The sequence below is a fragment of the Nonomuraea sp. CA-141351 genome (assembly GCF_050944675.1).
In the GTDB taxonomy this organism is placed as follows: domain Bacteria; phylum Actinomycetota; class Actinomycetes; order Streptosporangiales; family Streptosporangiaceae; genus Nonomuraea.
The window spans coordinates 3,949,074-3,973,831 of sequence record NZ_CP191982.1; the positions used below are offsets into that span (position 1 = coordinate 3,949,074).

General features: G+C 69.1%; 26 protein-coding genes and 1 riboswitch. Of the genes, 15 read left to right on the forward strand and 11 right to left on the reverse strand.

Annotated elements, in window-relative coordinates; translation table 11 throughout:
- The first annotated feature begins 37 nt into the window (after positions 1 to 37).
- Positions 38 to 1,012 (forward strand): NlpC/P60 family protein, encoded by a 975-nt coding sequence (locus ACQPWU_RS18735; protein ID WP_433441696.1) that lies wholly within the window; start codon positions 38 to 40, stop codon positions 1,010 to 1,012.
- Positions 1,013 to 1,116: 104 nt separating this feature from the next.
- Here the strand turns inward: ACQPWU_RS18735 and ACQPWU_RS18740 are convergent, their stop codons facing one another.
- Together ACQPWU_RS18740 and ACQPWU_RS18745 are read right to left on the reverse strand one after the other, a co-directional pair.
- A complete protein-coding gene (locus ACQPWU_RS18740) occupies positions 1,117 to 1,779 on the reverse strand; it encodes a maltokinase N-terminal cap-like domain-containing protein (protein WP_433441697.1) in 663 nt (220 codons plus the stop codon).
- Between the two features lie 84 nt (positions 1,780 to 1,863).
- Positions 1,864 to 3,024: a pyridoxal phosphate-dependent aminotransferase gene (locus ACQPWU_RS18745; RefSeq protein WP_433441699.1), complete on the reverse strand. Its 1,161-nt coding sequence runs from the start codon at positions 3,022 to 3,024 to the stop codon at positions 1,864 to 1,866.
- Positions 3,025 to 3,081: 57 nt separating this feature from the next.
- Here ACQPWU_RS18745 and ACQPWU_RS18750 point away from each other — a divergent pair, with 57 nt between their 5' ends.
- The 5 genes from ACQPWU_RS18750 (at position 3,082) to ACQPWU_RS18770 (ending at position 9,054) form a co-directional block, all read left to right on the forward strand.
- Positions 3,082 to 3,627, forward strand: coding sequence for a helix-turn-helix domain-containing protein (locus ACQPWU_RS18750; protein ID WP_433441701.1), 546 nt, complete (start codon positions 3,082 to 3,084; stop codon positions 3,625 to 3,627).
- A gap of 773 nt (positions 3,628 to 4,400) precedes the next feature.
- Positions 4,401 to 4,564, forward strand: a riboswitch (cyclic di-AMP (ydaO/yuaA leader).
- A 73-nt stretch (positions 4,565 to 4,637) separates the two neighbouring features.
- On the forward strand, positions 4,638 to 5,153 hold the full coding sequence (locus ACQPWU_RS18755; protein WP_433441703.1) for a C40 family peptidase: 516 nt from the start codon (positions 4,638 to 4,640) through the stop codon (positions 5,151 to 5,153).
- A gap of 548 nt (positions 5,154 to 5,701) precedes the next feature.
- Positions 5,702 to 6,529: a hypothetical protein gene (locus ACQPWU_RS18760; protein WP_433441705.1), complete on the forward strand. Its 828-nt coding sequence runs from the start codon at positions 5,702 to 5,704 to the stop codon at positions 6,527 to 6,529.
- Between the two features lie 12 nt (positions 6,530 to 6,541).
- Complete coding sequence (locus ACQPWU_RS18765) at positions 6,542 to 7,960, forward strand: M48 family metallopeptidase (protein WP_433441707.1); 1,419 nt, start codon at positions 6,542 to 6,544, stop codon at positions 7,958 to 7,960.
- Positions 7,957 to 9,054 (forward strand): glycosyltransferase family 4 protein, encoded by a 1,098-nt coding sequence (locus tag ACQPWU_RS18770; protein ID WP_433441709.1) that lies wholly within the window; start codon positions 7,957 to 7,959, stop codon positions 9,052 to 9,054. The genes ACQPWU_RS18765 and ACQPWU_RS18770 overlap by 4 nt, the downstream gene beginning before the upstream one ends.
- Here the strand turns inward: ACQPWU_RS18770 and ACQPWU_RS18775 are convergent.
- From ACQPWU_RS18775 to ACQPWU_RS18795, 5 genes are all read right to left on the reverse strand, one after another.
- Positions 9,051 to 9,968 carry a carbohydrate ABC transporter permease gene (locus ACQPWU_RS18775; RefSeq protein WP_433441711.1) on the reverse strand — a complete coding sequence of 306 codons (918 nt, stop codon included), beginning with the start codon at positions 9,966 to 9,968 and terminating at the stop codon, positions 9,051 to 9,053. The two genes, ACQPWU_RS18770 and ACQPWU_RS18775, sit on opposite strands and share 4 nt — an antisense overlap.
- A gap of 28 nt (positions 9,969 to 9,996) precedes the next feature.
- Positions 9,997 to 10,869: a carbohydrate ABC transporter permease gene (locus ACQPWU_RS18780; RefSeq protein ID WP_433441713.1), complete on the reverse strand. Its 873-nt coding sequence runs from the start codon at positions 10,867 to 10,869 to the stop codon at positions 9,997 to 9,999.
- Positions 10,869 to 12,155 (reverse strand): ABC transporter substrate-binding protein, encoded by a 1,287-nt coding sequence (locus tag ACQPWU_RS18785; protein WP_433441715.1) that lies wholly within the window; start codon positions 12,153 to 12,155, stop codon positions 10,869 to 10,871. Before ACQPWU_RS18785 ends, ACQPWU_RS18780 begins: the two co-directional genes overlap by 1 nt.
- Positions 12,156 to 12,433: 278 nt before the next feature.
- Complete coding sequence (locus ACQPWU_RS18790) at positions 12,434 to 12,859, reverse strand: hypothetical protein (protein WP_433441717.1); 426 nt, start codon at positions 12,857 to 12,859, stop codon at positions 12,434 to 12,436.
- A 207-nt stretch (positions 12,860 to 13,066) separates the two neighbouring features.
- Positions 13,067 to 13,948, reverse strand: coding sequence for an aldo/keto reductase (locus ACQPWU_RS18795; protein ID WP_433441719.1), 882 nt, complete (start codon positions 13,946 to 13,948; stop codon positions 13,067 to 13,069).
- Positions 13,949 to 14,007: 59 nt separating this feature from the next.
- Between ACQPWU_RS18795 and ACQPWU_RS18800 the strand changes: the two genes are divergently transcribed.
- Positions 14,008 to 14,364: a MerR family transcriptional regulator gene (locus tag ACQPWU_RS18800; protein ID WP_433441721.1), complete on the forward strand. Its 357-nt coding sequence runs from the start codon at positions 14,008 to 14,010 to the stop codon at positions 14,362 to 14,364.
- A gap of 7 nt (positions 14,365 to 14,371) precedes the next feature.
- Here ACQPWU_RS18800 and ACQPWU_RS18805 read toward each other — a convergent pair whose 3' ends face one another.
- On the reverse strand, positions 14,372 to 16,117 hold the full coding sequence (locus ACQPWU_RS18805; RefSeq protein WP_433441723.1) for an AMP-dependent synthetase/ligase: 1,746 nt from the start codon (positions 16,115 to 16,117) through the stop codon (positions 14,372 to 14,374).
- A gap of 154 nt (positions 16,118 to 16,271) precedes the next feature.
- On the opposite strand from ACQPWU_RS18805, the gene ACQPWU_RS18810 reads away from it, so the two are divergent.
- The 7 genes from ACQPWU_RS18810 to ACQPWU_RS18840 all read left to right on the forward strand — a co-directional run bounded on the left by ACQPWU_RS18810 (position 16,272) and on the right by ACQPWU_RS18840 (position 21,935).
- Positions 16,272 to 17,039, forward strand: a complete 768-nt coding sequence (locus tag ACQPWU_RS18810; protein ID WP_433441725.1) for a metallophosphoesterase — start codon at positions 16,272 to 16,274, stop codon at positions 17,037 to 17,039.
- Positions 17,040 to 17,101: 62 nt separating this feature from the next.
- The gene (locus ACQPWU_RS18815) at positions 17,102 to 17,539 is read left to right on the forward strand and encodes an SRPBCC family protein (protein ID WP_433441727.1); all 438 of its coding nucleotides are present in this window, start codon (positions 17,102 to 17,104) and stop codon (positions 17,537 to 17,539) included.
- 1 nt (position 17,540) lies between these two features.
- Complete coding sequence (locus ACQPWU_RS18820; protein WP_433441729.1) at positions 17,541 to 18,701, forward strand: ArsA family ATPase; 1,161 nt, start codon at positions 17,541 to 17,543, stop codon at positions 18,699 to 18,701.
- Between the two features lie 43 nt (positions 18,702 to 18,744).
- Complete coding sequence (locus ACQPWU_RS18825; RefSeq protein ID WP_360696580.1) at positions 18,745 to 19,152, forward strand: DUF5304 family protein; 408 nt, start codon at positions 18,745 to 18,747, stop codon at positions 19,150 to 19,152.
- Positions 19,153 to 19,166: 14 nt separating this feature from the next.
- Positions 19,167 to 20,099 carry an ROK family glucokinase gene (locus ACQPWU_RS18830; protein ID WP_433441731.1) on the forward strand — a complete coding sequence of 311 codons (933 nt, stop codon included), beginning with the start codon at positions 19,167 to 19,169 and terminating at the stop codon, positions 20,097 to 20,099.
- Positions 20,100 to 20,131: 32 nt separating this feature from the next.
- Positions 20,132 to 20,785, forward strand: coding sequence for an endonuclease/exonuclease/phosphatase family protein (locus tag ACQPWU_RS18835; RefSeq protein WP_433441733.1), 654 nt, complete (start codon positions 20,132 to 20,134; stop codon positions 20,783 to 20,785).
- A gap of 37 nt (positions 20,786 to 20,822) precedes the next feature.
- Positions 20,823 to 21,935, forward strand: coding sequence for a hypothetical protein (locus tag ACQPWU_RS18840; protein WP_433441735.1), 1,113 nt, complete (start codon positions 20,823 to 20,825; stop codon positions 21,933 to 21,935).
- Between the two features lie 190 nt (positions 21,936 to 22,125).
- On the opposite strand, the gene ACQPWU_RS18845 is transcribed toward ACQPWU_RS18840, so the two are convergent.
- A complete protein-coding gene (locus tag ACQPWU_RS18845; protein WP_433441737.1) occupies positions 22,126 to 22,563 on the reverse strand; it encodes a hypothetical protein in 438 nt (145 codons plus the stop codon).
- A gap of 46 nt (positions 22,564 to 22,609) precedes the next feature.
- The gene (locus ACQPWU_RS18850; RefSeq protein WP_433441739.1) at positions 22,610 to 23,368 is read right to left on the reverse strand and encodes an alpha/beta hydrolase; all 759 of its coding nucleotides are present in this window, start codon (positions 23,366 to 23,368) and stop codon (positions 22,610 to 22,612) included.
- 148 nt (positions 23,369 to 23,516) lie between these two features.
- Here ACQPWU_RS18850 and ACQPWU_RS18855 point away from each other — a divergent pair, with 148 nt between their 5' ends.
- On the forward strand, positions 23,517 to 24,227 hold the full coding sequence (locus ACQPWU_RS18855; protein ID WP_433441741.1) for a lysophospholipid acyltransferase family protein: 711 nt from the start codon (positions 23,517 to 23,519) through the stop codon (positions 24,225 to 24,227).
- A 2-nt stretch (positions 24,228 to 24,229) separates the two neighbouring features.
- Here the strand turns inward: ACQPWU_RS18855 and ACQPWU_RS18860 are convergent, their stop codons facing one another.
- Positions 24,230 to 24,691, reverse strand: a complete 462-nt coding sequence (locus tag ACQPWU_RS18860) for a MarR family winged helix-turn-helix transcriptional regulator (RefSeq protein WP_433441743.1) — start codon at positions 24,689 to 24,691, stop codon at positions 24,230 to 24,232.
- Between the last annotated feature and the right edge of the window lie 67 nt (positions 24,692 to 24,758).

Below are 24,758 nucleotides of genomic sequence, written 5' to 3' on the forward strand. Positions count from 1 at the left end.
TATTTCGCCCCAGATATCATCCCTGGGAGGCGACACAGTGAGGTTTGGCAGGGTACCGGTGGCCGCGGGTCTCGCGCTTGGGCTGGTCCTGTCCCCGATAGGCGCTGCCACCGCTGATCCCAAACCCACACTCCGGCAGGCCAAGGCCAAGCTCGAAAAGCTCAACGACAAGGCCGACAAGGTCGTCGACCGGTTCAACACGGCCACGGAGCGCTACAAGAAGGCCAAGAGCTCTTATACCAAGCTGAACGACAGCTACAAGCGCAAGCTGGCGACCGTCGCGGACCTGCGTTCCCAGGTGATCGACATGGCCGTGGACAGCTACAAGTACGGCGCCGACCTGACCTCCTTGCCCGGGCTGATCAGCACGGACAACCCCCAGGCCCTGCTGACGGGGCTGACGCTGGCCGGGCAGGTATCGAAGGAGCGGGCGGAGAAGCTGGCCGCGTTCGATCGCGAGAACCGCGGGCTGAAGGTCGAGCGTGACAATGCGCAGAAGGCGCTGGAGGCCGCGGACAGGGAGCGGGACGGGGTCGAGAAGGAACGTTCGGAGATCATGAAGCTGATCACCGAGCAGAAGAAGCTGCTGAGGAAGCTGGGCGCCTACAATCCCGGCAACCCGAACAGCGTCGGCATCAAGTACACGGGCCCGGCCTCGGGCAACGCCGCCGCAGTCCTGCGCTTCGCCTTCGCCCAGGTAGGCAAGCCGTACATTTACGGCGGGACCGGTCCAGGAGGCTACGACTGCTCAGGCCTGACCCAGGCGTCGTGGCGCGCCGGCGGCGTGTCGTTGCCGCGTACGACGTGGCAACAGTGGGCGTGGGGGGCCAACCGCAGGGTCTCCTTGGACGACCTCCAGCCGGGGGACCTCATCTTCAGCTCGAGCTTGGGCCACGTCGTGATTTACGCCGGCAACGGGGACATTGTCCACGCGCCCCAAACCGGCGACGTGGTCAAGGTCGTCAAGCTCTCCTCCTACGGCAACTCGCTCCTGGGCGCCATCCGCCCGTAGGGTGCCGTTTCTGGCAGTTCCCGGCACTGAGGCGGGGTTTCCGCCGCCTGAGGCACGTCTTCTCGCGCTGGGCCACCGACCGACTGCGGAGGCCCCATCGCCCCTCAGGCGCGAGGGCCGGTGTGCAAGACAACGAACAGCCCCCGCGGGCGGGTGCCATCCGGCATGTGCCAGGAGCCGGCGACGTGGCCCGTCGCTTCCGGTGGAAGGAGAGGTGCGTCGTCCGGGGCGGGACGCAGGACCCGGTGCAAACGGAGGGCCGTACCCCGCGGTGCAGGCAGCTCAGTGCCCTCTTGGTCGTCGGCGGCAGTGGTGAAGTCCGTGGGGGTGAGGCTGCCACCGAGGTAGGAGCGGGTGACCTCCCGGTCGGGGGTGTCGCTGGTGTTCTGGTCCTGGGCCTGGACCCGGCCCTCGATCAGAGCCAGCAACTGGGCGACCAGCACCGGGTCGTGGCAGCCGTCGTAGGCCCAGCGCCGCCCCAGCACCCCGTGCTCCATGGTGCCGACGAGGGCGTGCTCCGCCCCGTCGAGCGGGGCACCGCGATAGGTGAGCGGCACCAGGTAGCTGGTCGGGTGAGTGCCGGAGGTGTCGGTGACCACCATGAACTCGATCCCGACCTCACCCTGCGGGTCATCCAGCCGGAAGCCGCCGGCCTTGGCCAATTCTGGTTCGCCCGCGCCACCGTGGTACCACGGCCGGGAGGGTAGCCAGGAGGTGAGCAGTTCTAGCTTGGTCGGTTTGAGGGTGGTGTGGTGGATGACGGCCATGCTGAGGATTCTCTTCCGTTGAGGGTTGATGTGGACCCAGAACAGCGCCGACCGCACCCCGCGGCGCCTGCGGCTTCCGGCCTGTCATTGGATGGCCAGGCGGAAGCGATCGCTGAGGCTGGTGAGGCGTTCGACGGGTTCGTTGGCGAACACTACCCGCAGGTAGTGCCTTCCGCTGGGGCCCCAGCCGTCCATGGGAGTGGCGGCGATCTTCGCCCGGTCGAACAGGCGCTGGGACAGTTCGACAGCGGTCAGTTCCAGGGGCCTGGTGTCGATGAGGAGTGACCATCCGCCGTGCGGTCGGATGACCGGGTAGGCGGCGAGCTGATGCAGGACCGTCTCGCAGCGCCGTTGCCATTCGGCGGTGGCGGCGGCGACGTCGGCATCGGCGTCGGGTGCGTCCAGTGCGGCGGCCACGGCGTCTTGGGCCAGGCCGACCTGGCAGACGACGTTGGTCAAGCCGACGAGGCGGATGTCGGCGATGATGTCGGCGGGGCCCACGACCCAGCCGACGCGCCAGCCGATGAGCCGCAGCTCCTTGGAGGCCGAACCGACGGTGATGGTGCGCCGCACCAGGCCCTCGTGGGCCGCCGGGTGACTGGGAGGGCGGCCGTCGAAGCGGATGCGTTCCATGGCCGCGTCGTAGATCAACCAAGCGTTGTGGCGTTCGCAGGCGTCGGCGAGGGCGGACCAGTGGCGGTCGTCCAGGACGAGGCCGGTCGGCATCGCCGGCCCCATCATCAGGACCGCCGCCGTGTCGGGTCCGACGGCGCCGGCGAGTCGTTCGGCGTCGATGGTCCAGCCGTCCGCGGTGGGCTGTGCGGGGACGAAGCGGGGGACGCCGCCCGCGAGCCGCACCCGGTTGACCAGGCCTGCGTAGATGGGGTCGCACAGCACGACCTCCTGCCCGGGCTCCACGGTTGCGAGCAGCGTGTTGAGGATGCCGTTGAGCCCGCCTGCCACGCTGACGCACTCGGTGCCGGCGTCATAGCGGCGTCCTGAGATGCGCCCGACGTGCGCCGCGGCGGCAGCGCGAAGGGAGCGATGCCCCTGGAACGGCAGATAGCTGTTGGCCGCGTCGTCGTCGATGGCGGCATGCGTGGTGGCGATGGCGACGGCGGGCGGACGCAGGTCGGTGTCGAGATTCTCCAGTCGCAAGAACTCTGGGTCGCTCACCGCGTCGGCCGCGTCACCAACGGTGTCCACACCGATGCCCGGGATGTCACGCAGCCGCGTCACCGTCATGCCGCCTCCACAGTCGAACCATTTCACTGGTACAGGCATATCACTATGCTGATACGCATGGATCTTACGCAAGTGGTGGGGCAGAACGTGCACCGGCTGCGCACGGCGGCCGGAATATCGCTGGCCGACCTGGCGTCCGCCAGTGGCATCAGCAAGACCACGCTGCACGGCATCGAACAGGGCCAGGGCAACCCGACCCTGAGCACCCTGTGGGCCTTGGCCACCGCGTTGAAGGCGTCTCTCGGTGAGCTGCTGGAAACGCCCGCCTCGACGGTCGAGGTGGTACGCGCCGGCGACAGGCGGCCGCGGGTCGAGGGCGACGCGGTCAGCGCGCGTCTCCTCCACCGCATCAGAATGCGCGGCACCGTGGAGGTCTATGACATCGCCATCGCCCAGAGCACCCAGCACTCCGACGCCCACCTGCCCGGCGTCGAGGAATGCCTCGTGCTCACCCACGGACGCGTCACCACCGGCCCGGCCGATTCCCCCACCGAACTGGCCGAAGGCGATGCCATCCGGTTCAATGCCGCTCGCCCGCACCTGTACCGAGGTCAGGCCGCGCACAATCGCGCTGTCCTTCTCATGGTGCACCCGGAGAACTGACAGCCGCCAGGCCGACATGCCCCCCGCTACCTGGCGCGCCGCATACAGCACAGCCGGCATAAGCAGCGCCTGTTCAGCCAGGGCTCTGAACACCGCGGGCGGCTTGGGAGCCGGTTGACCTCTCGACGATCCAGTTGCCTGCTTGCCTTACGTGGCTTCATGACCTTCAAGCGTCTGACCAGCTAGATCGCTTGATCGACTTGAAGCCCATTCCGCACGTCGCGGTGCTCTGCCGCCTTCCCTGCGCCGGGTCGGCGAGGTGTTGTGCGGTGGGGCCGGCGCAACATGTACGGCGGCCGGGGTGGAGTTCTTCGTGCGGGATGTTGTGGCTGAACGATCATTCGAAGCGCTTCTACGATGCAGCGTCGTTGATGGCGGCCGGGGCGGCCGGGGTCGAGCCGGGGTGGCGGAGACACCACCGTCCCGCGGCGGGAACGCTCCCTACGCGTGAGCGTCGTGTGAGGCATCGCAACAAATGTGAAAAAGGCGACAATTGCGGCCTGACAAACGCAGGCGAATCGAAGTGTGAGCAGTGTCACATTTCGATAAAGGAGCCTGGGGTTCCAGCAGGGATTTTCACTCTTACAGCCCCCTTTATCTGATCTTTACAGCCCATGTCTCGCTTTGCTGATTCTTGACGGTTCGGCGTAGCTTCTGGCGTCGTCGCGGTGAACAAGCCATGTCCTCCGCGAACCCGCATCGGTCTATCCCGATGTGAGACAGATAAAGATCCGCTGGTCGCCGCCCATATCCCCATATCAACATCTTGATCGGGCGGTGGCTTGCCGAGTCCGTGCAGCCAGGAGGCACGGAGCCGGGGACCCAGCGATCCCAGTTCCCCAGGGATCAGGGGTGAATCGGCGCGCAGATCGCGCCGTAGGGCTACTTCCAGGCCCGAATCCGTCAGCTAACCCGGTAGGCATTCGTGGAAGACTCAAGGAGAAATCCTGTCTACCTCCCCGCAGAACCCCCGTCTGTCCCGCCTTGCCCTGAGTGGCGTAGCGCTCACGATGACCGTGACGGCCGGAGGTCTGGTCCTCCATGCCCCAACGGCTCAGGCGGCGGCGAGCACGTCGGATTCGACGGCCAAGGCGGCCACGGCCGCCCGAACCTCGAAGTCGGCCAGGGCCGCAGCGCTCAGGGCAGTCAAGATCGCTCGGCAGAAGTCCAAGGCTCGCAAGGCCGTCTCGGCGGCCAAGCACCAGATCGGTGACCCGTACCGCTACGGAGGCACAGGTCCTGGTTCGTTCGACTGCTCCGGCCTCGTCCAGTACGCCTGGAAGAAGGCTGGGGTGAAGATCCCGCGCGTGACGAACAGCCAGTTCGCCCGCATCAAGAGCAAGGTCTCCTGGCGGAATCTCCAGCCTGGTGACCTGCTGTTCTTCAACGGGCTCGGCCACGTGGGCATGTACGTCGGCAAGGGCAAGATGATCCACTCGCCGCGGACAGGCGAACGGGTGCGCATCGACAAGCTGGGCAGATGGCGTAAGTCGTCCTTCGTGGGCGCGGTCCGTCCCGGCCTGTGACCAAGCCCCGCCCGAACCCGTTTCGGGCGGGGCTCGTCCTCTTTTGCTGAGGTCCCTTTTTTATTTGGTACGGCGGAGCACGGGCGGCGCCACCCGCCGCACGTGGCTGAGGGCCCCCAGGGGGACGCTCGCTGACCCGCACGGGCTTGGCCGCCGCAACGGCGCACGTTGGACCACACAACCCTTGACGGCCGCACGCAGCGGAGGGTGTCTGCCTCCCACCCCACACCTCGCCACACCCCTGGCTCCGCGCCGCTCGACACCGCGCCACACGGCCTCACAACCCCCGGCTTCGCGCCGCACGGCTTCACACGACGCGACCCCGGCCGCTGGAACGGGCCTCGGCGCACGGCCGGCGGCTCGCGTTCGGCGGCGCATGACGGCGGCTGAGGGTCCGTGTCGAGCCCGGTGCGTGTCCCAATGGTCCCCGGGCATGACGGCGTGGCCCACCGACGCTCAGAGGCCCGTCGATCCAGACCCCGGCGCCCGCTGGTCCGGAGCGCGGTGCGGCCAAGGTGCCCCCTGCGGGGCGGCTACGATCGGGCATCGTGTCCGGGTGGGTGAGTCGGCGGGTCGCGGTGGTCTCCATCGTGCTCCTCGCCGTCGCCTCCGCCGGCGCCCCCACCCCCGACTCGCCGATCCTTCCGCAGGAAGCCCACCACCTGTGGCGTGATGGTGCGGTCGTCGTCCGCGGAGCGCGGTCCGTCGTCGTCGGGCACCACGCCCCATCCGGTGAGCTCCGCGAGCTCGCGCGCAGGGCCGACGCGGCCGGGCAGCGGGTCTCGGACGTGCTCGGTGGGCCAGTACGACCGCTGATCGTCGTTCCGGGCTCCGCCGCCGAAGCGGCCGGGCTGGCCGGGTTGGCCGGGGCGGGAGAGGTCGAGGGGCTGGCCGCGGTGGCCGACGGCGGGCGGGTGATCGTCGTCCCCGAGTTCTTCGCCAAGCTCAACTCCACCGGCAAGGACGTCGTACTCACCCATGAGCTCACCCACGTCGTGGCGGGCACCGACCGCCTGCCCGTCTGGCTCTACGAGGGGTTCGCCGACTATGTCGGCTACCGCGACTCCGGGCTGCCCGTGAGGACCGCCGCCGCTGAGCTCGCCGCCGAGGTGCGGTCCGGCCGGTTGCCGGGTGAGTTGCCCGGACCTGCCGCTTTCGCCGCCGACGGGCGGGACCCCCAACGGCTCGCCCGGGCGTACCAGGAGGCCTGGCTGGCGTGTCGCTTCCTCGCTGACCGGTTCGGTGAGGGGACGCTGGTGAGGCTCTACCGTGAGGCCCGGTCAGTCGGCGTCGATCAGGCACTCGCCGCGCTGGGGCTCTCCGCGGCGACGCTGACCGCACGGTGGCGCGACTACGTGCGAGACCAGCTCGCGTAAAGGGGGAGGCACATGGACGAACAGCGAGATACGGACGGAGCAGCGCAGCACGGCGGGGAGGCAGGGGGCGCGGTCCCCGCCCTGGGCGCCGAGCCGACCGGCAACGGGGTGACGCGGCCGAAGGAATCGCAGGGGAACGTCAAAGGGGCGGGTGTGTCCGTGAACGGGGACAGGCCGCGCGAAACCGCGGACGGGCGGCGGCTGAGGCGGCAGGCGGCGGTGGCGGCCGTGCTGCTCGGCCTGGTCATCCTGGCCGTGGCCGCCTTCAGCACCCCTTGGCACCTTCTGGCCTCCGGACCGCCCGACCCCGCGCGCGACTTCACCGCCGCGCAGATCGCCAGGAGCAAGGCGTTCGACACGGCCACCAGCCTGCCGAGCTACCTGTCTCTGGCGCTCACGCTCGTCTTCGCCGGGCTGCTCATGGCCACGCCGTTCGGCGCGAAGGTGGTGGGCTGGCTCAAGGGCCCCTGGTGGGTACGGGTGGTGCTCGGCGTCGTCGTCATCACGGCCATCATCGAGCTGGTCAGGCTGCCGCTCGGCATCTGGTTCGAGACGCTGCTGCGCGGCTACGGCCTGTCCACCCAGGACTGGGGGTCCTGGATCGGCGACCGGTTCAAGAACATCGGCGTGGAGGCGTTCCTGCTCTGCCTCATGCTGCTGGTGCTCATGGCGCTGGCCCGCAGGTTCAAGCGCTGGTGGATCCCCGCCGCCGTCGGGGCGTTCCTGCTGACGGTGGCGATGTCGTTCATCTATCCGGTGGTGTTCGAGCCGCTGTTCAACGACTTCACGCCCATGCAGCAGGGCCAGCTCCGCACGGACCTGCTCGCCATGGCCCGGCGCGACGGCGTGTCCGTCGAGGACGTGCTGGTCGCCGACGCCTCGCGCAGGACGACGGCGCTCAACGCGTATGTGTCCGGCTTCGGCGCCACGCGCAGGATCGTCGTCTACGACACGCTGCTCAAGGCCCCGCCGCAGGAGGTCGAGCTGGTCGTGGCGCACGAGCTGGGCCACGCCAAGTACAACGACGTCCTCTACGGCACGTTCATCGGCGCCCTCGCCGCCGCTCTGGGCGCGATCCTGCTGTTCCTGGTGTTCGGCCTGGTACGCCGCCGCGCCGGCGTCACCTCGATCGGCGACCCCCGCGCGGTCGGCGTGATCATGGGCCTGATGACCATCGGCTCGCTGATCATGGGCCCCGCGCAGAACCTGATCAGCCGCCACATTGAGGCCAGGGCCGACCTGCACGCGCTCGACCTCACGCACGATCCGGCCACGTTCATATCCATGCAGAAACGCCTGGCCGTAACCAACGTTTCGGACTTGTCGCCGGATGCGGTGGAATATGTGCTCTATGCCTCCCATCCCTCCAGCCCCGAGCGCATCGCCATGGCCCGTGCATGGGCGAAGCTGAACGGCGTCCCAGTGCAGTGACGAGCGCCGCGACCAAGGTGCTCATCGTCACGAACGACTTCCCGCCCAGGCCGGGCGGCATCCAGTCGTTCGTGCACGGCCTCGCGCTGCGAACGCCGGGCGTGGCGGTCTACGCGCCCGCCTGGCCGGGCTGCGAGGAGTTCGACGAGCGCCAGCCGTACCCGATCGTGCGACATCCGACGCGGCTCATGTTGCCGACCCCGGCCGTCGCACGCAGGGCGGCCAGGCTGGTGGCCGAGTACGGCGCGCAGACCGTGGTGTTCGGGGCGGCGGCGCCGCTCGGGCTGCTCGCGCCGCGCCTGCGCAGTGTGGGCGCGCGGCGCGTGGTGATGCTCACGCACGGCCACGAGGCGTCGTGGGCGAGCGCGCCGGGCTTCCGCGCGGCGCTGCGCAGGATCGGTGAGCACGCCGACGTGGTGACCTACCTGGGCGAGTACACGCGCCGGCGCCTGGCCGCCGCCATCCCTCCTGACAAGCTGGTACGGCTCGCGCCCGGAGTGGACGTCGACCAGTTCCACCCTGGCGCGCCCAAGGCCGAGCTGGGCCTGGACGGCAGGCCGGTGGTCGTCTGCGTGTCGCGGCTGGTGCCGAGGAAGGGCCAGGACCAGCTCATCAGGGCCTGGCCCGAGGTGCTGCGGGCGGTGCCGGACGCGGTGCTGCTGCTCGTGGGCGGCGGTCCCCACCGCAGGACCCTGGAACGGCTGGCGGCGGGGCAGGAGTCGATCAGGTTCACCGGCACGGTGCCCGCGGCCGGCCTGCCCGGTTACTACGCCGCCGCCGACGTGTTCGCGATGCCGTGCCGTACCCGGTGGAAGGGGGTGGACGTGGAGGGGCTCGGGATCGTGTTCCTGGAGGCGTCCGCCACCGGGCTGCCGGTGGTGGCGGGCGCGTCCGGCGGGGCTCCCGACGCCGTGCGCGCCGGCGACACGGGGCTGGTCGTGGACGGCGAGGACGTGGGCGAGGTGGCCCAGGCGATCGTCGAGCTGCTGACCGACCCCGATAAAGCCCGCAAGATGGGCGCGGGCGGGCGCGACTGGATCACCCGCGAATGGGCGTGGGAGCACGTGGCCGCCCGCTTCCACACTCTCCTCTAGCCTTTGGTGGCCCCCAGCGTCAGACCGGCGACGAACTGCTTGTGCAGCAGCTGGAAGATGATCAGCGTGGGCAGGGCCACCAGCACCGACCCGGCGGCCAGCAGGTTGTAGTCGGTGAAGAACTGGCCGCGCAGGTTGTTCAGCGCCGAGGTGACCGGCAGCTTGTCGCCCGACGACATCAGCACCAGCGCCCACAGGAAGTCGTTGTACATCCAGGTGAACTGCAGCGTGGACAGCGCCGCCAGCACCGGACGGCACAGCGGCAGCGTCAGCCGCCAGTACCGCTTCCACACCGAGGCCCCGTCCACCAGCGCGGCCTCGCTGATCTCCTCGGGGATCGTGCGCATGAAGTTCGACATGACGAACACGCAGAAGCCGAATTGGAACGCCACGTGGATCAGGATCAGCCCCAGGTAGGAGTCGTAGAGCGACTGCGAGTCCGACAGCCAGGCGGGCAGCGGGACGAGAGTGTAGAGGGTGTAGAGCGGGGTGATGAGGACCTGCGGCGGCAGCAGGTTCCCGGCGGTGAACACGATCAGCAGCGCCTTGCGCCCGGGAATGCGCAGCCGCGCGATGGCGAACGCCGTGAACGACGCCAGGAACAACGTGATCAGCACGCCCGGGACGACGATGATCAACGTGTTCAGATAGTAGTGGGGCAGCTCGGCCTGGCTCCACGCCTGCCCGTAGTAGTCGAGCGTGATGTGCTCGGGCAGCGAGAAGTACCCCAGACGGGCGGTCTCCTCGTACGGGCGCAGCGACGCGTAGACGGCCAGGGCGAGCGGCAGCAACCAGCCCAGGGCCACCAGCGTCAGGAAGGCGTGCAGCAGGACCCGCAGCGGTCGCACCGCGCGCCGGGAGGGCGCACGCTGCTCCTGGGCCGGGGGAGCGGTGGCCGGAGCCGTGAGCGTCATCGTTCCCTCCGGGACCTGTTCGCCGGCGTCATCGTTCCTCCCGGAACATCTGCGACAGATAGGTGACGATGAACCCCAGCGAGATCACCAGCAACACCACCGCGATCGCCGAGCCGAACCCGATCCTGCTGGCCTCGCCCACGATGTTCTCCGTGACCAGCACGGACAGCAGCTCCAGCCCGTTCCTGCCCTTGTTGATGGCGTAGACGATGTCGAAGGCCCGCAGCGCCTCGATCACCGTGATGACCAGGACGATCACGTTCACGGGCCGCAGCGTCGGGAACACCACGCGGAAGAACGCCTGCCGCTCACTGGCCCCGTCGATCGCCGCCGCCTCCTTCAGCGCCGGATCGACGGCCTTCAGCCCGGCCAGATAGATGATCATCACGTAGCCGACGTGCCGCCAGCCGGCCGCGATCATGACGACCCAGATGTTGATCGAGCTGTCCCCCAGCCAGTCCACGCTCAGCCCGGTCACCGCGTTCAACACGCCGTAGTCGGAGGAGTAGACGAGCTGCGCGATGAAGCCCACGACGGCCAGCGAGAGCACGACCGGCGTGTAGAGCGCGCTCTGGTAGACGCGTGACAGCCGTAGCCGCCGGTCCAGCAGCACCGCGCAGAACAGCCCGAACGGCGTCGCGATCAGCCCGAGGAAGCCCAGCCACAGCAGGTTGTTGCGGACGGCCGACCAGAACGGCGGGTACTCCGCCGCCAGGTCGTGGTAGTTCTGTCCGCCTATCCACTCGATCGGACCGATGCCGTTCCAGTCGGTGGCGGAGAGTCCGACAGAGGCGAGCGTGGGCCCCCAGATGAGGCCCACGTTGACGACGATGGCCACCCCCAGCCCGATGACCAGGATGGTCACGTCGCGGGCGGAGTAGCGACGGGTCTTGATCGCCATCAGCGGAAGATGTTGGCCTTCTGCTTTTCGATGCTCGCCAGTAAGGAGTCGACCTCGTCCGGCTTGCTCACGAACGACTGCAGCGACGGGATCATCACGGTGGAGGCGAAGTCCGGCCTCGTGTCGCGGTCGAGGAACTGCGCGATGTGCGTGGCCTTCGACACCAGCTCGGCGCCGCGCTTCTGCAGGGCGCTGTAGCCCGAGGTGTCGGCCTTGGAACTGGCGGCCAGCGTGCCGGGGTCGAGCTTGGTGGCGATGTTCTGCGAGGAGGCCTGGGCGAAGTGCTTGAGCAGGGCCTTGGCGCCGTCCACGTTCTTGGCCTTGGCGGAGATCATGTAGCCGTCGATGGGCGCGTCGATCGAGTCGGTCCCGTACGACGGGTTGATCTGGGGGAAGGTGAAGAAGTCGATGTCGTCGCGGTCGGCCTCGGGGAACTGCTGCGCGACGAACATGCCGAGCAGGTACATCCCGGTCTTCTTCTGCGCCAGCGACTGCCCGGCCTCCTGCCACGTACGGCCGAGCGCGGCGGGCTGGTGATACTCCATCAGCCCGCGCCAGGTGTCGAAGACCTGCTTGACCCGCGGGTCGGTCCACGACTCCTTGCCGCCCATGAGCGAGATGTGGAAGTCGTAGCCGTTCGTCCGCATGTTGAGGATGTCGAACGTGCCCATCGCCGGCCAGCCGTCCTTGTCGGCGAACGCGATCGGGATGAGCCCGTCGGCCTTCATCTTCTTGGCCAGCGCGGTGAGCTCGTCCAGCGTGGCCGGCGGCTCGTACCCCTTCTCCTGCCAGAGGCTCTTGCGGTAGAAGACCGCCCAGGGATAGTACGTGGCCGGCACGAAGTACTGCTTGCCGTCGGTCCCGGTCGACTGGTCCTTGAACGCCTGCGTGTAGTCGCCGCCGATCTCCCGCCACACATCCGAAATGTCGGTCGCGAGTCCCTGCTCGGCGAAGAACTGCATGCGGTAGCCCGCGAACCAGGTGAACACGTCGTCAGGCGTGCCGCGGAGATAGCGGTTGATGTTCTCCTGGAACGTGTTGTGGTCCACCGTGTTGATCTTGACTGCGGCCTGCGTGAAGGCCTTGGTCTGGGTCTCCAGGGACTTCTTCGGGATCTCGTCGGAGGCGTTGGAGCCGATCGTTACCGTGCCCAGCTTCCCCGCGGACTTGCCGCCGGCCGGGGCGGGAGTGCTGCTCGAGCCGCACCCGACGAGCGCGGCGGGCACGCCGAACGCGGCGGCTCCGCGCAGGAGATTGCGGCGGGAGATCGGCAGACGTTGGGCCATGATGGGTTCCTCCTAGCCGGACCCTCAGATTCCCCCGAGTTCACTCACCTTCTTTCAGCGAAAACCCAACATTTCCAACTGTCAACGCACGTTTTCATGACGAATCGCCGTGTGACTATGTGGTCGGGGCGGTTGGCGCACGTCATGCCGTCTGTGGCGAGCCGCTGTTCGGGGCGTCATCGTGTCGGAACCTGTTGGGTTGTGACGTGCCAATCATCCGTTGGCGGACATGAAAAGAGCGGGCCCGTACGGCAGACGGGCCCGCTCTCTGGCTTGGGTCAGTTGACGTCCAGCTTGCGCTGGATGGCGACGAGGATTTCCATCATCTGCATCTGGGTGCCCTGCATGGTCTCGATGGTGCCCTGCATGGTCCCGATGTCGCCCTGCATGGTTCCGATGGTGCCCTGCATGGTTCCGATGGTGCCCTGCATGGTCTCGATGTCGCCCTGCATGGTTCCGATGGTGCCCTGCATGGTCCCGATGGTGGCCTCGAGCCGGTCGAACCGTGCGTCTACCTGGTCGAACCGTGCGTCTACCTGGTCGAACCTCTTGTCCATCTTCGCGTCGAGAGCCTTGACGCGGTTGGCTACGCCGTTGATGCGCTGCGTGAGATCCTCTGCCAGCTCGCGCTGGTCCGCCCGGATCTTGACCAGTTCGTTGTGAATCTCGGTGCCGAACTCGAGGCCGGCTTCCTTGATGCTCAACTGGATCTCCCTTACCTTGGGGTAAGGGACCGGGGATGTTTGCGATCTCCGGTCCCGCTCTCTTTGCATCGAGGATACCCAGCGGGTCGCCGACCACAAGCCGAAATCGAAAGGAAATTCCCCTGGTCAGACGGCTTGTGGGGGCATAAATCCGAAATCATCCACCAATGTCATGGCGGCTATTCTTCGTGAGCGAACAAGCCCCTTTCAGACCGCGCCGGACAATCTGTCGTACTGATCATCGGTCAGCTTGACCGAAAGTGCGCCCACATTCTCCTCAAGATGCGTGATCGAGGACGTACCGGGAATCGGGATCACTGTGGGGGAGCGGCGCAGGAGCCAGGCCAGCGACGCCTGTGCGGGCGTGACGCCGATCTCCGCCGCCACCTCGGCCAGCGGGCTCCCCGGACCGGCGTGGGAGCCCGCGGCGATGGGGAAGAACGGCAGGAACGCGATCCCGTGCTCGGCCGCGTGGTCCACCACGGGGTCGTGCTCGCGGGCGGCCAGGTTGTACATGTTCTGGACGCTCGCGATCGGCGTGATCTCCGATGCCTGGCGCAGCTCGTCCACGCTCACCTCCGACAGGCCGATGTGGCGTACCTTGCCCTCGTCCCTGAGCTGCTTGAGCGCCCCGATCTGGTCGGCGAGCGGGTAGCCGGGGTCGATCCGGTGGAGCTGCAGCAGGTCGATCCGCTCCACCCGCAGCCGCCGCAGGGCCAGCTCCGCCTGCTGGCGCAGGTAGGCGGGGTGGCCGTGGGTCACCCATTCGGTGGGCGAAGGACGTACCACGCCGACCTTGGTGGCCACCGTGACGTCGCCCCGGTACGGGTGCAGCGCCTCGGCGATCAGCTCCTCGTTGGCGCCCAAGGCGTAGGCGTCGGCCGTGTCGATCAGATCGACCCCCAGCTCCACGGCCCTGCGCAAGAGTGCGATGGCGCCCGCGCGGTCGGCGGGGGCGCGCCAAATGTGCGCTTCCATGGCGGAGCGGGCGGGCTCGGGGCCGTCGGCCAGCCGCATCGCCCCGTACCCGATCCTGCTCACGGGGAGGTCGCCGCCAAGGGAAAAGGTTTCGCGAGGAATTTCTGTCATGGCCGTCACGCTAGAAGCTCACACAGATGTGAGATTCAAGTGGCTGTGAGGAGTGTCACATGAAGATCGGAGCGCTGTCCCGCGAGACGGGGGTCAGCCCGAGGCTTCTGCGCTACTACGAGGAGCAGGGGCTGCTGACCTCGTACCGCGGGGAGGGCGGTCATCGCCGTTACGGCGACGACGCTCCCGTCGTGGTACGGCGCATCCGGACCCTCCTCGCGGCCGGGCTCCCGACGAAGGTCATCAGGGACGTGCTGCCGTGCGCGTCGGGGTCAGGCGACGTGCTCGACGCCTGCACGCTCGGACATCTGCAGGGACGGCTCACGAGCCTGGACGAGCAGCTCACCGAGCTGCAGGCAACCAGGGACTCGCTCGCCGCCATCCTCGCGGCGACCGCTCTCACGGCCGCCACCTGAACCTCTACTACTTCCCGTCGTAGAGCTCTTCGATCTCCTTGGCGAAGTCGCGCATGACCAGGTTGCGCTTGACCTTCAGCGTGGGCGTCAGGTGCCCGCTCTCCTCGGTGATGTCACCGTCCAGGAGCAGGAACTTCTTGATCTGCTCGGCCTTGGACACCTGCAGGTTCGCCCGGTCCACCGCCGCCTGGACGTCCGCCAGCACCGCGGGGTCCTTGCGCAGCTCCGCCACGGAGGCCCCGGCGGGCAGGGCCTCGGGATCGAGTGTGATCAGGGCGGCGACGAAGGGCCGCCCGTCGCCGACGATCATGGCCTGGGAGATCAGCGGGTGGGCGCGCAGCGCGTCCTCCAGCGGGCCGGGGGCGACGTTCTTGCCCGCCGCGGTCACCAGGATCTCCTTCTTGCGGCCCGTGATCTTCAGGTAGCCGTCGGCGTCCAGCTCCCCGATGTCGCCCGTGTGGAACCAGCCGCCGGCGTCGATCACGTCGGCGGTGGCCTCGTCGTTCTTCCAGTAGCCCTGGAAGACGTTCCTGCCCTTGGCGAGAATCTCGCCGTCGTCGGCGATGCGCAGGGTCACGCCGGGCAGTGGCTTGCCGACGGTGCCGATCTTGTTGGCGTACGGCATGTTGACCGAGCACGGCGCCGTGGTCTCCGTCAGGCCGTACCCCTCGAAGACCTCGATGCCGGCGCCCCTGAAGAAGTGGCCGAGCCGCTCGCCGAGCGCGCCGCCGCCGGAGACCGCGGCCGAGAGGCGGCCGCCCGTGGCCGCGCGGATCTTGGCGTACACCAGCCGGTCGAACAGCGCGTGCTTCAGCCGGAGCCCGAGTGGCGCGCCGGCGTCGGAGGCGCGGCTCCAGGCCACCGCCACCTCAACGGCGCTGGCGAAGATCTTGCCCTTGCCGCCCGCGATGGCCTTCTGCTCGGCGCCGTTGTAGACCTTCTCGAACACGCGCGGTACGCCCAGCAGGAACGTGGGCTTGAAGTCCTGCAGGTCGGGGGCGACGTTCTTCATGTTCGGGGTGTGCGCGATGATCGCGCCCGCCTCGAGCAGCACGACCTGGATGATCCGCGCGAAGATGTGCGCAAGTGGCAGGAACAGCAGGGCCGCCGGATCCTTGCTGCTGAACAGCGGCTCCAGCGGGCCGCGCAGCACATTGAGCGCGGTGAAGAGCAGGTTGTCGTGGGTGATGCCGCAGCCCTTGGGCCGTCCGGTGGTGCCCGAGGTGTAGACGACCGTGGCGAGGTCTGTGGAGAGCACCTGCTCGCGCCGCTGGTCCACGTCGGTGTCGGAGACGTCGCCCGTGTCCAGGGCGCCGTCGATCCGCCAGACCGGCTTCAGCTCGGGCGCGGCCTCCCTGACGGTCTCCTCGTGCGTGTCCAGCTCGACGAACGCCGCCTTGGCCTCGCTGTCGGACAGGATCCACCGGACCTGCTCGACCGACGACGTCTCGTAGATCGGCACGGTGACCGCCCCGACCGTCCAGATGGCGTAGTCGACCAGCGTCCACTCGTACCGGGTGCGCGACATCAGCGCGACCCTGTCGCCGTGCGAGATCCCCGCCGCGATCAGCCCCTTGGCCACCTCGACCACCTGGTCACGGAACTCGGACGCGGTGACCACCGGCCATCCCCCGCCGGTCTTGCGGCGCATCACCACGGTGCCCGGCTCCTGCTCGGCCCGCCGGAAGACGGTGTCGGACAGGCTGGCGGAAGCAGGCACATCGACCAGGACGGGAACGCTGTACTCGCGCACGGATCAAACTCCTCTTCGGGGACCGCCTGGACGTTACCGCGTCATGTTACGGACGGGTAGGTCTTAACGGTCACGTTAACAGCCGTACTCACTCATATAGTGGCCGCGTTCAGCGGTCCGCCACGGGTAGCGGGGTGTGTCTAGGATTTGCCCCATGAAGGTCCATGTCGTCAGCGATGTCCACGGGAGAGCCGACGCGCTGGCCAGGGCGGGCGACGGCGCGGACGCGCTGATCTGCCTGGGCGACCTGATCCTCTTCATCGACTACGACGACCACGCGCAGGGCATCTTCCCCGCCCTGTTCGGCGCCGAGCAGGCCGCGGAGTTCATCGCGCTACGCACGGCCAAGCGGTTCGACGAGGCCAGGGCCATGTCCGCGCGCCTGTGGGCCACACTCGACGGCGAACCGCGCGAGCACATCGAGCGCCACGTGCGCTCCCAGTACGAGACGCTCTTCGCCGTCATGCCCACCCCGGCCTACCTCACGTACGGCAACGTGGACCTGCCGCGCCTGTGGGCCGACTACCTCAGGCCCGGCCTCCATGTGCTCGACGGGGAGGTGGCGGAGATCGGCGGCCTGCGGTTCGGGTTCGTGGGCGGCGGGCTCAAGACGACTTACCGCACGCCGTACGAGATCGGCGACGAGGAGTACGCGGCCAAGGTCGAGGCGATCGGCGAGGTCGACGTGCTGTGCTGCCACATCCCGCCGGCCGTGCCCGAGCTGCTCTACGACGTCGTGGCCAGGAGGTTCGAGCGTGGCAGCGAGGCCACGCTGGAGGCGATCAAGCGCACACAGCCGCGCTACGCCCTGTTCGGCCACGTCCACAACCCGCTCCACGTACGCACCCGCATCGGCCGCACTGAATGCGTGAATGTGGGCCATTTCCGCGGAAAGGGCGTTCCCTTCGTCCTCGAGTGGTGACCGCGCCAGGCCCTCGTCGAGCGCTCCACCGCAAGTAGCGGTTTCTGCACTACGGTGGTCGCATGGCTGATCGCACCACTTCGAGCACCACCATCAGCGCAGGCCGGCCCGCGGTCATGGCGGTCATCGCGGACTTCCCCTCGTACCCGGAATGGGCCGGGCAGGTCAAGAGCGCCGAGGTCATCACCACCGACGGCGACGGCAGGCCGGAGACGGTGCGGTTCGTCCTCGACGCCGGGGTGATCAGCGACACGTACACCCTCGGCTACACCTGGCAGGGCGACGACGGCGTGAGCTGGAAGGTGGCCGAGCCGGGGAAGATGGTCTCCGATCTGCGCGGGAGTTACCGGCTCGCGGAGACGGGCAGTGGCACCGATGTGACGTACGAGCTCACGGTCGATCTCAGCGTGCCCATGATCGGCCTGATCAAGCGCAAGGCGGAGAAGGTGATCGTGGACACCGCGCTCAAGGGGCTCAAGAAGCGCGTCGAGGGCCGCTGAGTTGAGCCCCCGGGTCCTGCTCTTCACCGGAAAGGGCGGCGTCGGCAAGACCACGGCCGCCGCCGCCACAGCCACGCTCGCCGCCAAGCGCGGGCTCAAGACGCTGATCGTCTCGACCGACACCGCGCACTCGCTGGCCGACGCGCTCGCCGTCGAGCCCGGTGAGATCGCGCCGGGCCTCCACCTCCACCAGGTCGACACGCAGAAGTCGCTCGAGCGCCACTGGGGCGAGCTGCAGCAGTACGCCAAGGGGGTGCTGAGCGAGCTGGGCCTCGACGAGATCACCTCCGAGGAGATCACCGTGCTGCCCGGCGCCGAGGAGGTCATCGCCCTGCTCGAGCTGCGCGAGCACGCCCGCGAGGGTCGCTGGGACGTGATCGTGGTCGACTGCGCGCCCACCGCCGAGACGCTGCGGCTGCTGGCCCTGCCGGAGGCGCTCGACTGGCACGTCAGCAGGCTCCTGCCGGTCGGCCGCAAGCTCGTGAGGCTCGTCTCGCCGTTCGTGCGCACCGTGGCCCACGTCAGTGCGCCCGGCGAGGAGGTCATGAGCGCGGGCGAGCGCCTGCACCGCGGCCTCATGGAGGTGCGCGAGCTGCTCACCGGCGACCACGCCTCCGTGCGGCTGGTGCTCACGCCGGAGTCCGTGGTGCTCGCCGAGGCCAGGCGCACCCTCACCTCACTCAGCCTGTACGGCTACCGCGTCGACGCCGTCATCGCCAACCGGGTCTTCCCCTCCGGCGGTGCCGACGAGTGGCGCGCCCAGTGGGCGGCGGCGCAGTCCAGGCTGCTGACCGAGGCGGAGCAGTCGTTCGCGCCGCTGCCCATCCACGTCGTCCCCTACCTGCCCGCCGAGCCCGTCGGCAAGGAAACGCTGGCCTCGGTGGGCGAGGCGATGTACGGCGAGTCCGACCCGTTCGCCGCCCACGCCGTCGAGCCGCCGCTGCGGATGAGCGCGGACGATCTGGAGCTCGCCCTGCCCGGCGCCGACCGCGACGACGTCGACCTGGCCCGCAAGGGCGATGAGCTGATCATCACGGCGGGGCCGTACCGGAGGATCCTGGCGCTGCCCGCGGCGCTGGCCCGAAGGAAGATCAGCGGAGCCGCGCTCCGAGACGGCGTACTGCGGGTAGGTTTCAGCCCGGGGAGCGAATCCGCGACCTGAGGAGTTGAGGAGGATGAGCGACCCCATACGCAGGGAGGGCCCCATGACCGAGAGCAACAACAGCAACGACCGAGACCCGATAGGGACGGTCGCCGACGAGGCGCGCAAACTGTTCGAGTCGATCCAGGGGCGGGCCACCCGCCAGGTCGGCAAGAGCGTGTTCAACTCCTTCACCGGCGGCGGCCGCAGGGAACGGGACGTGTGGGAGGAGGCCGTGTCCGAGCCCCACGACGAGTACATCTGCCGCGCCTGCCCGTGGTGCCGGGCCATCGCGGCGCAGCGTGAGTCGGGCGGCGACGTGACCGGGCACCTGATGGCCGCGGGCGGCGAGCTGTTCGCCGCGGTCCGCGGCGCGTTCGACGCGTTGAGCAGGCCCGCCCCCCGCAGGCCGAGCGACGACCGCGATCGCAGGGACCGTCACGACGACGTGGAACACATAGACCTGGGATAGGGAGAAACGGGGCAATGCTCACGATCGGTGTCGACATCGGCGGGACCAAGGTGGCCGCCGGTGTGGTCGACGACAAGGGCCAGATCGTCGCACACACGCTCAGGCCCACTGCCGCCGACCGCCCCGACGTGGTGGCCGAGACGGTGGCCGACGTCGTTCGCGAGCTGAGCGCGGGCCGGGACATCGAGGCCGTCGGGGTTGGCGCGGCCGGGTTCGTCGACGAGACCCGCTCCATGGTGCGCTTCGCCCCCAACCTAGCCTGGCGAGAGGAGCCGCTGCAGAAGAAGATCAGCGGCCTCGTCGGTCTGCCGGTCGTGATCGAGAACGACGCCAACGCCATGGCCTGGGGCGAGACCAGGTTCGGCGCCGGGCGGGGTCAGTCCCACGTGGTCTGCATCACGCTCGGCACCGGCATCGGCGGCGGCCTGGTCTTCGACGGCGTCCTCTACCGCGGCCGCTGGGGCATGGGCGCCGAGCTGGGCCACATGCAGGTCCTCCCCGGAGGGCGGCAGTGCGGCTGCGGCAACGTCGGCTGCTGGGAGCAGTACGCCAGCGGCCAGGGCCTCGTCAAGGACGCCAGGGAGATCGCCGACGCGCACCCGGAGCAGGCGAAGATCCTGCTCGGGCTGGCCGACGGCAAGATCGAGGGCGAGGAGGTGACCGAGGCCGCGCGCCTGGGTGACGAGGCCTCGCTGGCCGCGTTCGCCAGCCTGGCCGACTGGCTCGGCCAGGGCATGGCCGACCTGGCCGGAGTCCTCGACCCCGGCTGCTTCATCGTGGGAGGCGGCGTCTCCCGCGCCGCCGACCTGTTCATCGACCGGGCCCGCCAGGCCTTCGCCGAGCGGCTCACCGGCCACGGCCACCGGCCGCTCGCCGACATCAGGCTGGCCGAGCTGGGCGCCTCCGCGGGATTGGTGGGGGCGGCCGACCTGGCCAGGCAGCGCTGACCATCAGGGTCGGGACCTACAACGTACGCGGGATGCGCGACAGTGTGCCCGCGTTGACCAGGGTGATCAACGCCATGCGCGCCGACGTGCTCTGCGTGCAGGAGGCGCCCAGGCTCAGGAAGAGCCGGCGCACGGCCCTGGCCGCCGCCGCGGGCCTGCGGGTGGCCACCCCCGGCAGGGTGGGCGGCGTGGCCGTGTTCACCGGCCCGCGTGTCAGGGTGCTGCACGCCGAGAGCCACGCGCTGCGGGTCTTCCTCGGGCTGGAACGGCGCGGGCTCGCGCTCGCCGTGGTGGAGGTCGACGGGGCCCGCTTGGCGGTCGGCTCCCTCCATCTGGATCTGAACGACCCGGCCAGGATGCACCACGCCGCCGAGGCCGTGGCCCTGATGGAGCAGGCGGCCGGCCGCTTCGGGGCGACGATCGTGCTCGGCGGCGATCTCAACGAGCAGGCACACCAGCCCGCCTGGCGCTTTCTCGCCGCCCGGCTGGCCGACTGCTATGCCGTGGCGCCCAAGGGCGACGGCCTGACGTTCACGGCCGCCCGGCCGGCGCTACGCATCGACGGCGTGTTCGCCGCGCGCGACGCGCGTGTCACGTCGTGCGGGGGAGTGGACGCCCCAATTGCCGATCTGGCCGGGGCCAGCGACCATCTGCCCGTTATCGCAGAGTTGCGAGTTGGGCACTAACGGGCAAGAGGCGCCCCCCAACCCGTAGCATTTGCTCATGACCCGTCGCTCTCAGCGGCGTGCGCTCTCCTTGATCTTGGCGACGTCCGTGGCCTTGACGCAGGTCACGCCCGCCGCGCATGCCGAACCTCGCCGCCCCGCCACGATAGAGGCGTGGCAGCAGTCGACCAGCGTGCGCCTCCAGGCCGACGGCTCGCTCTCCGACGTGCTCGCCGTCTCCTCCAGCGACGTGTGGGCCGTCGGCCAGCAGGAGATCTGGGACGTCTGGAAGAACCGCGGCACCATCCGCCACTGGGACGGCAGCGGCTGGTCCGAGATCTCCGTCCGCGACGCCGCGTCCGCGGGAAACCTGCGCGGGCTGGCCGCCGCCTCCCCGTCCGATGTGTGGGCGGTCGGCGACGGGCACGACGGGCTGCCGTACATCGCCCACGGCGACGTGACGGGGTTCGACCGGGTCAGGCCGCAGGGGCTGCGGGCAGGAGACTGGCTCGGCGGCGTCGACGCCAAATCGGGGCGGATCGTGGCGGTCGGCAGCCGCGACAAGCAGGGGCTCATCCTCACCGGCCAGGGCAACTCCTGGACCGTGCAGCAGACCAAGGAGAACGGCGCGCTCTACGCGGTGGCCGGCGGGTTCGCCGTCGGCGACACGGGCTCGGCGCCGCTGATCGTGCACTACTCGGGCGGGGCGTGGAAGTCCATGCCGGTGCCCTCGATCCCCGGCGGCTACCTGCGTGATCTGCAGGTCGACAGCGCCAAGCGGGCGGTGGCCGTCGGCGGCGTCTACCGCGGGCCCGGCGACATCTCACCCCTCATGCTGACCTGGAACGGCAAGCGCTGGAGCGAGCAGCCGCTGCCCGACTCCGACGCCCGGCTCTACGGCGTGACCGGCGACGGCAAGGGCCGCTACTGGATGGCCGGCTACGACCCGTCGCGGGCCACGGAGCCGCTCATGATGCGGTGCGAGAAGGGCGACTGCGAGACCATCCGCGGCGGCGCCCAGAAGGACAGGAGCAGCGTGCGGCTCCAGGCGGTGGCCTACCTTGCCGGCAAGAGCACGGTGTGGGGCGTGGGGCACGCGGTCGACACCCGTGACCGCTACACCGACGTGGTCGAGTCGTTCGCGCCCAAGACCGTCACCTCGAAGTCGTAGCGCTCCCGCCCCGGGGCGGCTCCGAAGCGTCGTCCCCACGTCCCCTCAAAGAGGCCTCGGCCGCGGTCGGTGAGGGCGTCTCGTCGCGGCCGGGCCATGCCGCCGTCGTGGGCTGGGATCCTTTGAGGGAACAGGGCTTCCTGGGGTACGCGGGGCGGCTCCTCGATCACGCGTAGGTGGGGGCAGGCGGTCAGAGGACGGCGCCGTCGTCCCAGCCCGAGTCGTTGGGCGGCCCGTCGCCCATGCGCACCACCAGCGCCACGAACCCGCCGATGAACGCCGCCACCGCCGTGAACAGCGCCCATCCCTCCATGTGCCAGCTCGCCATCGCCGCGACCAGAAGGTACGCGGGGCCGCCGAACAGCGCCACCCACGCCAGCTTGGTCGGCAGGTCGATCTTGGGCAGCGGAGGCGGCGTGGGCGGCTCGAAGTGCCCCTCGTCCTCATCGTCCTCTTCGGAGTCCTCGTCGGGCTCGGGCTCCTCCGAGGGTTTCACGACCCGGCGGGTGGGCTCCGGAGCGACGTTCTCGCTGTCCGGCCACGGCTGGTCGGCCGAGTCACGCTCGGCGGTGTCGTTGAAGGACGCGACGATCTGCCGCCAGACCTCGTCCTCACTCTGGGGCGTCACCTAGATGGGCCTCTCCACAACGATCGCGACTTCCCCCTGGGTGCGATCAGTCCCTCTGCAAGGGTACCGAGGCATGTGTCCGGATGAAGTCGAGGCTCCCGGCAAAGATCCTGTCGGCATCGTTGTCCAGCGTCGCAACATGGTAGCTATCGGTAAGCTCCTCGATCGTGGCCTGCGGGACCTTCTCGCGGATGATCGCCACGCTCGTCGGCTTGACCACGTGGTCCTCCGCGCTGTGGAAAACCAGCAGCGGCTGTGTCACCTTCGCCAGGTCCGCCTGCACCAGCGACCATAGCGCGGGCAGCGACGCGGCCGCCTTCACCGGGGTGCGGGCGTAGGCCAGCTCGGTCACGCCGGGCTTCTTGACGTCGTTCGCGACGCCGGCCACCGACGGCACGAACCACTTGATCAGCGGAGCGAGCTTGAGCAGTGGCACGTCGTTCGCGATCGACGGGTTGACCGCCACCACGCCGCTGATCGCCGAGCCGTGCACCTCGGCGAGGCGCAGCGCCAGGCAGCCGCCCATCGACAGCCCCGCCACGAACACATTCTGGCAGCGTCCCTGGAGGTCCGCGAACGCCTTCTCCACCTCGGCGTACCAGTCCTCCCAGCGCGTCCTGTTCATCTCCTGCCACGTGGTCCCGTGCCCGGGCTGGCGGGGCAGCGAGATGCTCACCCCGTGCCCGGCCAGGAACTCCCCCCATGGTCGCAGCGACTGCGGGGTGCCCGTGAACCCGTGGCACAGCAGCAGACCGACCTGGCCTCCGTCGTGGTGGTAGGGCTCCGCGCCTGGCATGAGCGGCATAACAGCTCCTTGACGGAATTTCATCCCGGAACTGCCCGATCGTCGCACGTTCCGGGGTGTTTGTGCGAGAGCTGATGTAGGAGCATGGCGTTCGGGATGGGAAGATGACTATGGTCGCCCACAAGCGTGCTGGAGAAGAGGTGCCGGGGTGTTCTACTGGGTGGTCAAGGCCATCTTGGGTCCGTTCCTCATCGCCGTCTTCCGGCCGTGGACGGAGGGCGCGGAAAACGTGCCGAAAGAGGGGCCCGCGATCCTGGCCGGCAACCACCTGTCGTTCGCCGACCACTTCTTCGGGCCGCTGCAGATCCGCCGCAAGGTCATCTCGCTCGGCAAGGCCGACTACTTCACCGGGCGCGGCATCAAAGGCTTCTTCACCCGCCTGTTCTTCAGCGGCGTCGGCACCGTGCCGATCGACCGCTCGGGCGGCAAGGCCAGCGAGGCGGCCCTCCGCACCGGCCTGCGCATCCTGCGCGAGGGCCAGATCCTCGGCATCTACCCCGAGGGCACCCGCTCGCCCGACGGCCGCCTCTACAAGGGCAAGACCGGCGTGGCCAGGCTCGCCCTGGAGTCAAGGACGCCGGTCATCCCGTGGGCCATGGTCAACACGTACGAGATGATGCCGCCGGGACGGCCGGTGCCCAAGCTCGGGATCCGGCCCGGCGTCAGGTTCGGCAAGCCGCTCGACTTCTCCCGCTACTACGGGATGGAGGACGACCGGCTGGTGCTGCGCGCCGTGACCGACGAGATCATGTACGCGCTGATGGAGCTGTCCGGGCAGGAATACGTCGACAAGTACGCCGCCAGCGCCCGGGTCGAGATGGAGCGCGCCGCGCGCGCCGCTGCCGCCGCCAAGAACTGACCTCACCCCGAGGCGCGTAGCACCGCCTCGGACTTCTGCATGGCCGTGGTCATCGCGTGCAGCTCCTCGCGGCTGAGCCGGTCGATCAGGTACGCGCGCACGACCTCCACGTGGCCCGGCGCCACCCGCTCCAGGCAGCTCAGGCCCGCGTCGGTGAGCACCGCCAGCACCCCGCGCTCGTCGCTGGGGCAGGTGGCGCGTTCCACCAGGCCCGCCTTCTCGAGCTGGGTGATCTGGTACGTCAGCGCGCTCTTCGACACCACGACGCCCCTGGCCAGCTCGGTCATGCGCATCTGGCGTCCAGGGGCGTCGGCGAGCCGCACCAGGATCTCGTACTGCGGGTGCGTCAGCCCGGCCGCGCTCTTGAGCTGCTCCTCGATACGCCGCTCGAGCAGGTGGGAAGTGGACAGGAAGGCGCGCCACGCCGCCATCTCCGTCGCGTCCAGCCATCGGGGGTCCGTCACCAGTTCATTCTACGTGTTGTTCAGATTTGAACAATCGGTGCTAGTGTTGTTGTTCAAATCTGAATGA

What these genes read in the sequence shown, in the direction of transcription:
- ACQPWU_RS18740 (WP_433441697.1), bottom strand. Translation starts at nt 1,779, where the DNA reads ATGGCCGTCATCCACCACACCACCCTCAAACCGACCAAGCTAGAACTG.
- ACQPWU_RS18745 (WP_433441699.1), bottom strand. Translation starts at nt 3,024, where the DNA reads ATGACGGTGACGCGGCTGCGTGACATCCCGGGCATCGGTGTGGACACC.
- ACQPWU_RS18750 (WP_433441701.1), top strand. Translation starts at nt 3,082, where the DNA reads ATGGATCTTACGCAAGTGGTGGGGCAGAACGTGCACCGGCTGCGCACG.
- ACQPWU_RS18755 (WP_433441703.1), top strand. Translation starts at nt 4,638, where the DNA reads ATGACCGTGACGGCCGGAGGTCTGGTCCTCCATGCCCCAACGGCTCAG.
- ACQPWU_RS18765 (WP_433441707.1), top strand. Translation starts at nt 6,542, where the DNA reads ATGGACGAACAGCGAGATACGGACGGAGCAGCGCAGCACGGCGGGGAG.
- ACQPWU_RS18775 (WP_433441711.1), bottom strand. Translation starts at nt 9,968, where the DNA reads ATGACGCTCACGGCTCCGGCCACCGCTCCCCCGGCCCAGGAGCAGCGT.
- ACQPWU_RS18780 (WP_433441713.1), bottom strand. Translation starts at nt 10,869, where the DNA reads ATGGCGATCAAGACCCGTCGCTACTCCGCCCGCGACGTGACCATCCTG.
- ACQPWU_RS18785 (WP_433441715.1), bottom strand. Translation starts at nt 12,155, where the DNA reads ATGGCCCAACGTCTGCCGATCTCCCGCCGCAATCTCCTGCGCGGAGCC.
- ACQPWU_RS18795 (WP_433441719.1), bottom strand. Translation starts at nt 13,948, where the DNA reads ATGACAGAAATTCCTCGCGAAACCTTTTCCCTTGGCGGCGACCTCCCC.
- ACQPWU_RS18800 (WP_433441721.1), top strand. Translation starts at nt 14,008, where the DNA reads ATGAAGATCGGAGCGCTGTCCCGCGAGACGGGGGTCAGCCCGAGGCTT.
- ACQPWU_RS18810 (WP_433441725.1), top strand. Translation starts at nt 16,272, where the DNA reads ATGAAGGTCCATGTCGTCAGCGATGTCCACGGGAGAGCCGACGCGCTG.
- ACQPWU_RS18815 (WP_433441727.1), top strand. Translation starts at nt 17,102, where the DNA reads ATGGCTGATCGCACCACTTCGAGCACCACCATCAGCGCAGGCCGGCCC.
- ACQPWU_RS18825 (WP_360696580.1), top strand. Translation starts at nt 18,745, where the DNA reads ATGACCGAGAGCAACAACAGCAACGACCGAGACCCGATAGGGACGGTC.
- ACQPWU_RS18830 (WP_433441731.1), top strand. Translation starts at nt 19,167, where the DNA reads ATGCTCACGATCGGTGTCGACATCGGCGGGACCAAGGTGGCCGCCGGT.
- ACQPWU_RS18835 (WP_433441733.1), top strand. Translation starts at nt 20,132, where the DNA reads ATGCGCGACAGTGTGCCCGCGTTGACCAGGGTGATCAACGCCATGCGC.
- ACQPWU_RS18840 (WP_433441735.1), top strand. Translation starts at nt 20,823, where the DNA reads ATGACCCGTCGCTCTCAGCGGCGTGCGCTCTCCTTGATCTTGGCGACG.
- ACQPWU_RS18850 (WP_433441739.1), bottom strand. Translation starts at nt 23,368, where the DNA reads ATGCCGCTCATGCCAGGCGCGGAGCCCTACCACCACGACGGAGGCCAG.